At 34.0% G+C, this 12,834-nt stretch carries 12 protein-coding genes; 9 read left to right on the top strand and 3 right to left on the bottom strand.

Translation table 11 applies throughout. The annotated features are described in order from the left end of the window. The coding region (locus tag WC622_RS15335) for a LacI family DNA-binding transcriptional regulator (protein WP_372820577.1) at positions 1-174 on the bottom strand (174 nt) is incomplete at its 3' end. Positions 175-343: 169 nt separating this feature from the next. Here WC622_RS15335 and WC622_RS15330 point away from each other — a divergent pair. From WC622_RS15330 to WC622_RS15320, 3 genes are all read left to right on the top strand, one after another. Then, a complete protein-coding gene (locus WC622_RS15330) occupies positions 344-2,638 on the top strand; it encodes a GH92 family glycosyl hydrolase (RefSeq protein ID WP_372820576.1) in 2,295 nt (764 codons plus the stop codon). Positions 2,639-2,745: 107 nt separating this feature from the next. Next, positions 2,746-4,593, top strand: a complete 1,848-nt coding sequence (topB, locus tag WC622_RS15325; RefSeq protein ID WP_372820575.1) for a DNA topoisomerase III — start codon at positions 2,746-2,748, stop codon at positions 4,591-4,593. Between the two features lie 78 nt (positions 4,594-4,671). Then, entirely contained in the window at positions 4,672-5,703 is a 1,032-nt protein-coding gene (locus WC622_RS15320; protein ID WP_372820574.1) for an LD-carboxypeptidase, read from the top strand. A 143-nt stretch (positions 5,704-5,846) separates the two neighbouring features. Here WC622_RS15320 and WC622_RS15315 read toward each other — a convergent pair whose 3' ends face one another. Further along, the gene (locus WC622_RS15315; RefSeq protein ID WP_372820573.1) at positions 5,847-6,614 is read right to left on the bottom strand and encodes an MBL fold metallo-hydrolase; all 768 of its coding nucleotides are present in this window, start codon (positions 6,612-6,614) and stop codon (positions 5,847-5,849) included. A 111-nt stretch (positions 6,615-6,725) separates the two neighbouring features. On the opposite strand from WC622_RS15315, the gene WC622_RS15310 reads away from it, so the two are divergent. The 3 genes from WC622_RS15310 (at position 6,726) to WC622_RS15300 (ending at position 7,947) form a co-directional block, all read left to right on the top strand. After that, positions 6,726-7,121 carry a hypothetical protein gene (locus WC622_RS15310; protein WP_372820572.1) on the top strand — a complete coding sequence of 132 codons (396 nt, stop codon included), beginning with the start codon at positions 6,726-6,728 and terminating at the stop codon, positions 7,119-7,121. A gap of 181 nt (positions 7,122-7,302) precedes the next feature. Further along, positions 7,303-7,482: a histone H1 gene (locus WC622_RS15305; protein WP_182921595.1), complete on the top strand. Its 180-nt coding sequence runs from the start codon at positions 7,303-7,305 to the stop codon at positions 7,480-7,482. Positions 7,483-7,638: 156 nt separating this feature from the next. After that, positions 7,639-7,947, top strand: coding sequence for a hypothetical protein (locus WC622_RS15300; protein ID WP_372820571.1), 309 nt, complete (start codon positions 7,639-7,641; stop codon positions 7,945-7,947). 95 nt (positions 7,948-8,042) lie between these two features. Here WC622_RS15300 and WC622_RS15295 read toward each other — a convergent pair whose 3' ends face one another. After that, positions 8,043-8,636 carry a dihydrofolate reductase family protein gene (locus WC622_RS15295; RefSeq protein ID WP_372820570.1) on the bottom strand — a complete coding sequence of 198 codons (594 nt, stop codon included), beginning with the start codon at positions 8,634-8,636 and terminating at the stop codon, positions 8,043-8,045. 297 nt (positions 8,637-8,933) lie between these two features. Between WC622_RS15295 and WC622_RS15290 the strand changes: the two genes are divergently transcribed. The 3 genes from WC622_RS15290 to WC622_RS15280 all read left to right on the top strand — a co-directional run. Then, the gene (locus tag WC622_RS15290) at positions 8,934-9,824 is read left to right on the top strand and encodes a hypothetical protein (RefSeq protein WP_372820569.1); all 891 of its coding nucleotides are present in this window, start codon (positions 8,934-8,936) and stop codon (positions 9,822-9,824) included. 14 nt (positions 9,825-9,838) lie between these two features. Further along, complete coding sequence (locus WC622_RS15285; protein ID WP_372820568.1) at positions 9,839-11,404, top strand: mechanosensitive ion channel family protein; 1,566 nt, start codon at positions 9,839-9,841, stop codon at positions 11,402-11,404. 587 nt (positions 11,405-11,991) lie between these two features. Next, positions 11,992-12,834 (top strand): porin (locus tag WC622_RS15280; protein WP_372820567.1); only part of this gene is annotated, 843 nt, incomplete at its 3' end.

The raw sequence follows: 12,834 nt of genomic DNA, 5'->3' as shown, positions 1-12,834 counted from the left end.
CTTTAAGCTTTTCGCCATCCGATTAGGGATATAATGATGCTCCTTAGCATAGGCAATAACCTTTTGCTTAGTTTCATCTCCAATTTGGTAACTATCTGTTAATGCTCTAGATACAGTAGAAATAGATAAGTTTAACGCCTTGGCAATATCTCGTAAAGTGATGTTAGTGTTCATCAATTATTTTAATAATAGTAAATGCTAAGGTACGATTTTTTGATATTTTAAGAGAACTTGATTGTACAAGTAGTAAGGCTATACTAAAACCTTTTAGTAATAGTTTTTTAATGCTATAATAGTTTTCAGCTAAAATTAATACCTTAGATTTTCTATTTATTATTCTGCTATAAAAATTATGAAACAGACTTTATTTTATTGCTTATTTTTCTTTTCAATCGTTGTTAATGCACAACAAAATCTGGTTAAATATGTAAAACCATTAATTGGTACCGAAAAAATGGGACATACTTATCCTGGTGCTACAGTTCCTTTTGGTGCAGTACAATTAAGCCCAGAAACGGATACAATTCCGTATGAAGTGAATGGGAAATACAATGGAGATGTGTATAAATATTGTGCAGGATATAAATATGAGGATAAAACAATAGTTGGATTTAGTCATACGCATTTTAGCGGAACAGGTCATTCTGATTTGGGAGATTTTTTAATAATGCCTACACAAGGTAAATTACAACTAAATCCAGGTATTGCAAGTGATACTAAAACTGGTTTTCGTTCAGCATTCTCTCACGCCAATGAAGTTGCAGAAGCTGGTTATTACAAAGTGAAATTAGATGATGATAATATTACTGCAGAAATGACAGCTACAACTCGTGTAGGTATGCATCAATATACGTTCCCCAAATCTAATCAATGCCATATAATTTTAGATTTAATGGCCGGAATTTATAATTACGATGAAAAAACAGTTTGGACATATGTACGTGTAGTTAACGATACGTTGATTACAGGTTATCGCCAAACATACGGCTGGGCTCGTACACGTACAGTCTATTTTTCGATGAGTTTTTCTAAGCCATTTAAAAGTTATGGACAAAAGAATTATGATGCAAAACAAGCTTATCGCGGTTTCTGGGGTAAATTTGATCAAACTAAAAACTTCCCAGAAATAGCTGGTAGAAAAGTAAGAATGTACTTTGATTTTGATACGAATGAAGGTGAAAAAATTAAGATCAAATTTGCTTTATCTCCAGTAAGTCAAGAAAATGCAGTGCAAAATATGCGTTCAGAAATTACCGGATGGGATTTTGAAAAAGTAAAAGCACAAGCACAAGCTACCTGGAATAAAGAATTGAATAAAATCAATGTTTCAGCTGCTGAAGATGACAAAACCAATTTTTATACCGCAATGTATCATGCTTTTATCAATCCAACAACGTACACAGATGTAAATGGACAATATAAAGGATTAGATCAAGGGGTGCACACTGCAAATGGTTTTACCAATTACACTACGTTTTCTTTGTGGGATACCTATAGAGCTTTGCATCCATTTTTTAACATTATACAACCGTCTCGAAATAACGATATGGTGAAATCTATGTTGGCACATTACGATCAAAGTAGTTTACAAATGTTGCCGATCTGGTCGCATTATGCGAATGATAATTGGTGCATGAGTGGTTATCACAGTGTTTCTGTAATTGCAGATGCAGTTATAAAAGGAGTTTATAATGGTGATGCCAACAAAGCTTTAGAGGCTTGTATTGTGACAGCAAAACATCGTAATTATGAAGGAATAGGATACTACATGGATTTAGGTTATATCCCTTCAGAGCGAAGTGGTGTTTCAGTTTCTAATACTTTAGAATATGCATATGATGATTGGGCAATCGCCCAGATGGCTAAAAAGCTAAACCGCATGGATATTTACAATGAATTTATTAAGCGCTCTGGAAACTGGAAAAACAACTACGATAAAGCAACTGGTTTTATGCGTCCTAAGTTAGCAGATGGCACATTTAAAAAAGGATTTGATCCATTGAGTACAAATGGACAAGGCTTTATAGAGGGCAATAGTTGGAATTATAGCTTTTTTGTTCCACAAGATCCAGCTGCTTTAATGGAATTGATGGGGGGGAAAAAACGGTTTGCATTGAGATTAGATACCTTATTTACGATGCATTTGCCTGATGAATTTTTTGCAGAAACTGAAGATATTACACGTGATGGAATTATTGGTGGTTATGTGCATGGAAACGAGCCAGCGCATCATGTTGCGTATTTTTACAACTGGACAGACCAAGCGTATAAAACTCAAGCTCAAGTGCGTCATATTTTGAAAATGCAATATAAACCAACTCCTGATGGCTTGGGTGGGAACGATGATTGTGGTCAGATGAGTGCATGGTACATGTTTTCATCTTTAGGTTTTTATCCTGTTTCTCCAGGTGGCGATGAATATGCATTAGGTTCTCCAGCAGTAAATAATGCGAGTTTAAGTTTAGAAAATGGAAAGACATTTTCTGTTGAAGCAATTAATCAGAGTGATAAAAATGTATATGTACAGAAAGTTTTATTGAATGGAAAAGAACTAACTAAGCCATTTATTAAGCATAGCGATATCACATCTGGTGGAAAGCTAACTTTTTATATGGGGGCAAAGCCAAAGAAATCTTAATTTCTGCAAGCTGTTCACATCCAATTATATACTAACAATCGCTAAAAATTCACTGCCTTGTCCAATAATTTTTTAGATATTTAGCCTTCTAAAAAGGATATCAAGGAATGAAAATCGTTATTGCCGAAAAGCCATCTGTTGGTCGTGAGTTAGCTAAAGTGTTTGGTGCAACAACCAGAAAAGATGGCTATATTGAAGGCAAAGGCTATTCATTTACATGGGCTTTTGGACATTTATTGCAACTAGCGCCACCACAAGATTACGGTTTTATAGGTTGGCGCAAACAGCATTTGCCAATGTTACCTGCTAAGTTTAAACTAGCCATACGCAAGATTAAAACGAAAGATGGTTTTGTAGAAGATCCAGGTGTTCGAAAACAATTAGATATCATTAAAAAACTGTTTGATGAAGCTACTGAAATTATCGTAGCAACAGATGCTGGACGTGAAGGAGAATTGATTTTTAGGTATATTTATTATTTCTTAAAGTGTAAAAAACCATTTAAGCGTTTATGGATTTCTTCACAAACTGACGAAGCTATAAAAGATGGATTTAGAAATTTGAAGCCTGGTTCTGATTACGATACTCTATTTAATTCTGCACATTGTCGTTCCGAATCAGATTGGTTAGTGGGCATGAATGCTACGCAAGCATTAAGTATTTCTGCAGGTTCTAAAAGTGTATTGTCGTTAGGTAGAGTGCAAACTCCAACTTTAGCAATGATCTGTGCTCGTTATATAGAAAGCAAAAACTTTGTACCTCAAACATTTTATCAAATTGCTATTCAATTAGATAAAGATGGACAATTATTTAAGGCGATTTCTGTAGCGAATTTCAAAACTCAACCAGAAGCACAAGAAATATTTGATAAGGTTGAAGATGTAGCGTCAGGTTTTGCTACTGGCGGAAATATTACTGCTGTTGAAGCAAAACCAAGAAAAGAACCACCACCACTTTTACACGATTTAAGTAGTTTGCAACAAGAAGCTAATAAGAAAAATGGTTTTACAGCAGATCAAACCTTAAATTTATTGCAGAATTTATATGAAAGCAAGTTGGTTTCTTACCCACGTACAGGCAGTCGCTATATTGGTGATGATGTTTTTGCAAATGTGCCTAAACTCATTTCAACGTTAACTGATCATCCAATTTTTGGAAACCAAGCTAATTTTTTACAAACGGCAACGCTGAATAAAAGAAGTGTAAATGCAAAGAAGGTGACCGATCACCATGCTATTTTGCCAACGGGCGAAAAACCCTACAATTTAAGTAAAGATCATCAAGCGGTTTACGATATGGTTGCAGGTCGAATGTTAGAAGCATTTCATCAAGAATGTGTAAAGGAAATTACAAAAATTACCATCGAATCAGGTTCTGTTTTTATAGCGAATGGCACCGTTATTCGCTCTGCTGGATGGCGTTCTGTATTTAACGAAACAGAAGAAGATAAAAAGGATGAGGAAAACCCAGCCTTGCCCAAATTAAAAGTTGGTGAATTATTACCGATTGTAAATAAAGCGTTGTTAGAAAAGCAAACCAAACCGAAACCGCTGTACAACGAAGCCTCTTTATTAAAAGCTTTAGAAACTTCTGGTAAAGAGATAGAAGATGAAGAATTGCGGTATGCAATGAAAGATAGTGGTTTGGGTACGCCAGCAACTCGTGCTGCAATCATCGAAACCTTATTAACTAGAGAATATATTATTCGTGATAAACGAAACTTGATTCCAACTACTAAAGGCTTGGCGGTTTATGAAGTGGTTAAAGACAAAAAAATTGCACAAGCAGAGTTAACCGGTCAATGGGAAAAAAGATTAGAAGAAATTCGTTCTGGTGCTTCGGTAACTGATTTTAAAACAGAGATTGCAGATTACACTAAAACCATTACCCAAGAGCTTTTAGTTGCAGGAGTAGGGCTTTCTACGCAATTAGCCGAGGCACCAGCAACTGTATAGGTAAATTTACGAACTGCATACCTCTTGCATTTGTTATAAACTTTAAGATCTAACTGATATTTTTTATATTGCTTCATCATGAATCGTAAATATTTTCTATCCTCAATTATTCCGGCGTCACTTCTTTTAAGTTCATTAACTAGCAAGGCTGATGTAATTTCTTCTTTAACAGATAAGCCTAAACGTATAAAAATTCCACCCTATCTTTTACCTGGAGATACTATTGGAATTACTTGTCCAGCAGGTTATATTACTCAAGAAGAGATTGATCCATCTATTATTCAAATGAAAAGCTGGGGATTTAATGTTGTGGTGGGCAAAACAGTAGGTGCTAAAGATTTCACTTTTGGGGGTACAGATCAAGAACGTTTAACAGATTTGCAACAAATGTTAGATGATCCTAATATAAAAGCAATTATGTGTGCAAGAGGAGGGTATGGTGCAATCAGAATTGTAGATCAGCTTGATTTTAGTGACTATAAAAAATCACCAAAATGGCTAATTGGGTTTAGTGATATTACGATTTTGCATGCTCATATCAACAGCAATTATAGAGTTGCTACCATCCATTCTAAAATGTGCAATAGTTTTCCATCTGATTGGGCTTTAGCAGAACCTATTCAAGTTGAAACGATTAACTCTATTCAGCAGGCGCTGAAAGGAGAAAAAATGCAATACGTTGTTCCATATAATGTAAATAATAGAATGGGAACGGCAAGAGGTGAATTAATTGGTGGAAATTTACGCTGTATTGAAAATCTGGCTGGGAGTAAATCGGAAATTGAAACAGATAATAAAATCCTTTTTGTAGAAGATACTGGTGAGTACTTATATAGTATTGATAGAATGTTTTATAATCTCAAGCGAAGCGGAAAATTAGAAAAGTTAAGTGGGTTAATTGTTGGAGGTTTTAAAGTAAAACCAGATGATGCTGGGGATGAATTTGGTAAAACCTTAGTTGAAATAGTTTTAGATAAAGTAAAGGAGTATGATTATCCAGTTTGCTTTGATTTTCCAGTAGGACACCAGAGAGCTAATTTCGCTTTGAAATGTGGAGTTAAACATGTACTTGATGTAAGAGCAGAAGGAAGTAAACTTGAGGAGGTTTAATGAAAATTACCACAATTTATTATCCTGACGAACGAAAGGTAAGAACTGCCGTCATTCCCACGAAAGTGTGAATCGTATTAAATAAACTCTAAGATTCCCAAACGATAGCTATTAGAATCAAGTTAGGAATGACGAATCTCCTACTAAGCGCTAATGTAATAAACTGCTGTTTCTTGCAATCGAGAAGCCACAATTATTTCCGTACCATTAGCATGCTGCTGAAATAAATCATGGACCAAGTTTGGGCAATTATTATCCTTACTTAAATGAGAAAGAAAAAGGTGACTCATGTACGAAGGTTTGTGTTCCACAAATAAAGCTAAAGCTTGTTTATTCGACAAATGCCCATGTCCACCACGTATTCTGTTTTTTAAGAAATAAGGATATCGACCTTTGTCTAACATTTCATCATCATAATTTGCCTCTAAAAAGGCAGCGTGACATTCCTTAAAATTATGAATTACATTTTCGCAATTACCGCCAATATCTGTAAAAACTCCAACTCTTACACCGTTACAACTAATGGTAAAACTATGAGGTTCGGCAGCATCATGTAGTTTGGGGAATGCAGTAATCTTTAATTTGCCAACTTGAATAGGAGAGTAAGCCACAAATGAGTTCAGCAAATTTTGTTGAATTTGCTGTTTACCACTCAATAAAGTATGGTGCGTGATATAAACTGGTAATTGATATTTTTTTGCAAGAACAGGTAATCCACGAATATGATCGCTATGCTCATGAGAAATAAAAATAGCTTTTACTTTACTCATGCTCAATGCTAATCTCTGCATGCGAATTTCTGTTTCCTTGCAACTCAGTCCAGCATCAACTAAAATCGCTTCTTCATCGTTGCCGATATAAAAACAATTTCCGTTACTGCCAGTATTAAGTGAGCTGATAAATAAAGCCATATGAATTACAAAGAAAGTGATTTTATTAATTTTAAATTTGCATTTTTATAAACATTTACGAATGCTGAAACAACTTTTGTTGATTGCTGTTTTTACTTAAACTGAAATAAAATGGAAGAGAAACACAACAATGCCACCCCACAAAGACCAGAAGGCGCTAGACCTTTAGATGCAGGTATTATTCCGATAAATATTCCTAAATATATTGAGCAGATTAAACAGGAAGAAGCCTATGGAAAGAATGGGAAAAATGCAATTACTGTATTTAAATCTGAGCAAGTAACCATTACTATAATCGCCTTAAAAGAAGGAGAGATGGTACGACCAGGTAGCGAAGAAGGCGAGGCTATTATGAGTTTACAGTTAATTGATGGTAATTTATTGTTCGAAAGTATGGGAAATACTGTTGAATTAAAAAAAGGAGAATTACTCACTTTACATCAGTTATTATCGTTTAAAGCAAAAGCAATAAATGACTGTATTTGCCTTCTAACTATGGTTAAGTAGCTATTTAATACTCTTTTGTGAAATATTTTTTAATAAAAACGATAATGCTAACAAATTGCGATTCAGGTATTTTTAACCGAAAAGTGGCTTAGCATACTCATAAACCAATTATAAATAATTCAACACATACTTGTTTATTGTGTTTTAATGATATATTTGAAATCAAATTAAAACTTAAAAAATGGAAAAATTCTCAAAAGTAAAAGAAGTAATCGCTGCGATTGAAGCAGATGCAGAAAAATTTTATAATGGTGGTAACGCAGCAGCGGGAACTAGAGTACGTAAAGCAATGCAAGATCTTAAAGGTTTAGCACAAGATATCCGTACTGAAGTGACTGAGAAAAAAAACAGCGCTAAATAAGCTTTTGAGCTTAAATCATTACAAAGGAAAGACCTTGCTATGGCAGGGTCTTTTTATGTTAACACTAAATTATGATTACTAAATCTTTAACTAGTTGCTACCTAAATTTTGTACATTTATACCGCATAATAGATGTAAAATAACTCTCCTCAAAAAATGATTTCAGTAAAAGTAAGCTATACGGTAAAACCAGAATTTGTAGCTCAAAACAAGCAAAACATTAGCGTGTTTCTGTCAGATTTTAAAAAATTGGTGGACAAAAGCTTTTTATATAACGTTTATCTTGAAGAAGATGGCTTAAGCTTTCTACATGTTTCTATGTATGAAAATGAAGAAGTCCAACAACAAATCTTAACTATTCCTTCTTTTCTTCAGTTCCAAAAAGAACGAGATGAAAGTGGTTTAAATGATGCTCCTAAGATTGAAGTTCTGACTTTAATAGGTTCATCACTTCGGTTATTGTAAGTTCTATTAAATAAATTGTACAAACAAAATAGCCCTACATCTCTGTAAGGCCTTTCTCTCAGCTTCTAGCTGATGAATCATTATTGTTTATTTTCTTAAACTCCAACATTACCAGTTTTAACTTTCCCATCTCTTTTGTAATTAGCCAAAATTACTCCTTTTGTTGTTACAGAACTATCTATTAATGTAAATGCTGCCGGGATAGGACCATTGCCAAATAAGTTCTTTCCTTTACCAAGTGTCAATGGATGAATTTTCAATCGAAGTTCATCTACTAGATCATTCTCAAATAATAATTGAATAACTTCACTACTTCCCCATACATGAATATCACGACCTTCTGAATTTTTAAGCTCTTTAATATCGACTAAATCTTTAAGGAAAACTGAATTTTTCCAATCGGATTTTTCTCTAGTAGTAGATAGAACATATTTTGTCCCTTCATTTATACTTGGCCAAAAATCTCCATGCGTTGGCCAGTAATTTTCCCAAATATCAAACGTTTTTCTGCCCAATAGATAATCTGCAGGTTGAAGTTCTTTTTCCATGGCCTTGTTATAAGCTTCATCACCATACGATGCAGTCCATCCGCCATATTTAAAGCCACCTGATGTATCTTCTTCTGGTCCGCCAGGCCCTTGCATAACTCCATCCAATGTAATCATTGATAAAACAATTATTTTTCTCATGTTTATTATCTCCTGTTATAATTTATGTTGCAAATTGCTTTAATTGGTTTGTATGAAACAAATCTCGAGAACAAAAATCATGTTATTGCAGTACGAATGCGACAATCAAACTGGTTGAAACTGACTAAAAAATAACCTCCTCCGTATTTGGGACAACAACCATTGTCTGCTTCATGACTTGACCTGAACAACAGTTTATAATCTAATTGCCGTTTAAACATATAAGTGTTGTAAATTAAGAAACTGATCTTTAATTTTAGTAATATAAGTTTACGAGCTATTAAAACATGATCAGTTATGTTACGTCGATTTTATTTTTTTTTATTGTTCTTATTTTTATCTACTGCCTCCCTTTTAGCTCAGGATACTGGCAAAAATCGCTCAAATCAAATAGATACCCCAAAATTGGGTTTTATACAACAATTAAATAAATTAGGAGCAAATGAGGCTAAAAGAAGTATCCTTAAATATAAGGAATCGAAAGATGCAATTAAGCAAGAGCGACTTTTGGAGCAAATAAAAGAGACCACGCTCAAATCAAAAGTCTACATGAAGCAGGTTTTAGACACTGTGGTTATTATAAGGGAGCTTAATCAAATAAAATATTGGAACAAAATAGCAGGTGATGGCGTGTTTACCAATACTGGCATCTCACACACATTCAGAAATTTAGCCACTACATCTAAGTTATTAAATGAGCTTTTAAAGCGAGTTAAAATCACCAAAAAGCAAATAGATCTTCAAGAAAAAGACTTGGTTAATTTTAGGTTTAGAATAGACTCTTTGTCAAGCGACCCATCATTGTATACCTTCTCTTCAGATACGGTCATTACAAAAGAATACATTACAAAAATGATGGTTGTTGTAAAGCAGATTGGACCAATAGATACGGCGCTTAAACAATCAATTTCTAATATCAAAAAAATGCAATATCATGTTGATGTAATGGCCAATCAACTTTCATCAAGAATTGAAGAAATAGATTTATACCAAAAATCTCTATCATCAACTTCATTTAAAAGAGAGTTTAAAAATTTAGGAGATCATATCTCTTTTGTTAGGCCATTAAAAGAAATTGTTTATTATTCCTTTAAAAAAGGCGAATTGATACTGGCTTTTTATTTACAGAACAATATGGCCAAAGTTTTTTCATTGATGCTTCTTATTGCCATTGTTACTGTTTTTTAACAAGTTTAAAAGATATGCTCGTTTCTGAAAATCTTTTAAGTAAGGATTTTAGTGGCCAGTTGGTTTTCAGGTATCCATTCTTATCCGCTTTGGTTATTGTTCCATGTATATTTCAGTTTGTTTTTACTGAGTCTCCATTTGTTTTAAGTGCGATATTATGGACAGTTTCTGCTACATCACTTACAATTATTTTTAATGGGTTTATTACCAAATATTGGATGACTTTTTGGATTACAACATTGGGTTTATTTACTGTAGCATCGGCTGATAATCTAATTTTACAAGCCTCAAGATCAGAGCGGTATTTTATGGTTTTTTTGGCCTCCTTTGGGATGGTATTTTGTGTATTCGTGCTAATAAAAGGCTTAAAGAATGAGTTAAAAGAAAAATTAATTGTTTATTTTATTGTTTTTTTGGTACTATTTGAACTAGCCTCAATAGTAGCCAATATATTCGGCAGATATAACCTATCTAAATCTTTAATGATGGGAGGTTACGTAAACTTGGTAATTGGCATACTTTTTTTGTGGACAGTTAGGCTAATTAATGAAGGTTTAACTCTAGCCACCAAGGTTTACACCAAACAAGAACGGAAATTATTTTATATCAATTTTAATTTAGTTGGTGAGAAAATTCCTAATTTCTTTTATTTCTTGCTGGTTGTTGGATGGTTTATATTAATAGGGAAAAATTTTTATGCTTTTAATGAGATAACAGAGCCACTAAAAAACCTTTTTGTTGTTGAACGAACTTTGGGTAGTTACACTTTTACGGTTTATAACCTCCTGATCTTTTTTGTAATACTTGCGAGTGCAGTATTTATCTCAAAAATTGTTTCATTTTTTGCCTCAGACAGTCAACATAACCACGGTTTAACTAAAGATAGAAAAGCAGGTTTAGGTAGTTGGATACTATTAATACGTGTATTAATTATTAGTTTGGGTGTGCTTTTGGCTTTTGCTGCTGCTGGTTTTCCTATGGAAAAAATAACTTTGGTTATTGGTGCATTGGGTGTTGGCATTGGCTTTGGCTTACAAACGATTGTAAACAATTTGGTAAGTGGACTAATTATCGCATTTGAAAAACCAGTAAATGTTGGCGATATAGTTGAGGTTGCAGGGCAGAGTGGAGTTGTCAAATCAATAGGTTTTAGAAGTAGTATTTTATCAAAGTGGGACGGAGCTGATGTGGTAATTCCGAATGGAGATTTATTAAATGCACATTTGGTTAATTGGACCTTGGCAGGCAATAAAAAACAAATTTCGGTAATTTTTAATGTAGCCCATGGCACTGATTTGAAAAAAGTTAAAGATTTATTAGATAAGCTTTTAGAAGCTGATGAGCGTATTTTAAAATTACCAAATCCCGCCATCCTGTTTCAGGATTTTAGTATAAATGGTATAGAGGTAAAACTGCTTTTTTGGGTTAGAGATTTAAAAGATGGAGGTGTTGTAAAAAGTGATTTAATAAATGAGATTGATCATGTATTTAAAACGCATAAAATAATTATTCCGCTAGCACAACAGGTTGTACATCTTTATGAAGAAGGTAAAACTAAACCGTTTGATAATAAGCATTAGACTGCTAGATCTTGAACAACATTATTTGCCTTATTAGCCAATATACTTTTCATTATGCATTAAAATATTTCTTGTTGGTATTAGCTGTTATTGTCGCTTTTATACAGAATGGAAATCATGCCTAAAATGAATGAATATAACAGAATATTTTAATAGAGTATAGGTAGAAATCTAACTAATGCGAACATTCAAATCTTGTTATAAAATATTTATTCCCTTATTAGTATTATAAACCTCAATTAAAGAGATTTGAGCTGCAGATTCCTCGTGCCCTCGCAATAACAAAGAAGTAAAACAAAAAAACCGCATTTCTGTGAGGCTTTTTGTGATTCCGCTGGGATTCGAACCTAGTCTGAAAATCTACGTTTATTTGCTATCTGGGATACTTTTCGTTTTAATTCTCACCGAATTTCAAGAACGGCAAGTGCTTCCCCTAAGCGTAGCTGTTTCCTAGCGATGAATTTTTAATTAAATGTTTGTTGTTCAATATCTGATTTCAAACATAATCTGTCGTGACCACCATCATCTCTTTATCACTCCTGGCAAGGCATCTTTACATAAATTAAATTAACAAAAACGATAATGCAATGAAAAAAACATTAATAATAGCGGTTTTGGCTTTGTTTTCCAGTATCGCATTCGGTCAAGAAGTTCCTGATACTACGGCACGGACAGACCAATATGGAAAAAAAGTGGATAGGACTCCTCTCATAACTGAAAATCGTGATGGAATTTTGGTTTTCGAGTCAAAGGATCAAACCTATAGATTATGGTTTGATATTCGCGTACAAACCGATGGGCAGATGACATTTGGTGAAACTATGAATCCGATAGGCAACGGGGTGACTATTCGTCGGGCTCGGTTTGCAACTAAAGCCAATCTTGGTAAAAATTGGTATGGCGAACTTGACCTCAATGTTGCCAATGGTGTACTGGAACTTGAAGATGCTTATCTCAGTTATAACTTTTTAAATGGATTTGCAACACGAGTGGGGAATTATAAGGAAAGATTCTCTATGTCTGAGACTGCTTCTTCACGCTATCTTAATTTTATGGAACGGGCTATGGTAGTTACTACTTTTGCTCCATCCCGCCATATAGGATGGGAAGGTGCTTACAACGGAAAAAGGTTTTTCGCATCAGCTGGTGTTTTCTTTCAAGAAGTAAAGGATCAGGAAACTCAAACCTATATTGAAGATAATAATAAAGATTACGGAAGAGATCAAGGCATTTCGCTTACTGGGAAATTCGTTTTTCAACCCTTTGGAGAAAATAAAGATTATGGATTACATTTGGCTTATGCCTACTCATATCGTCAACCAAAAACCGATGTCGATCCTTCAGAATACGGCGGTATTCGTTACAATACCCGGTCACTCAGCAATATCAACCGCAAAAAATTTCTTGATACAGATGTAATCCCTTATTTC

Origin of the sequence: Pedobacter sp., assembly GCF_041662865.1 — a bacterium.
In the GTDB taxonomy this organism is placed as follows: domain Bacteria; phylum Bacteroidota; class Bacteroidia; order Sphingobacteriales; family Sphingobacteriaceae; genus Pedobacter.
This window is presented reverse-complemented; position numbering and strand designations above follow the sequence as displayed.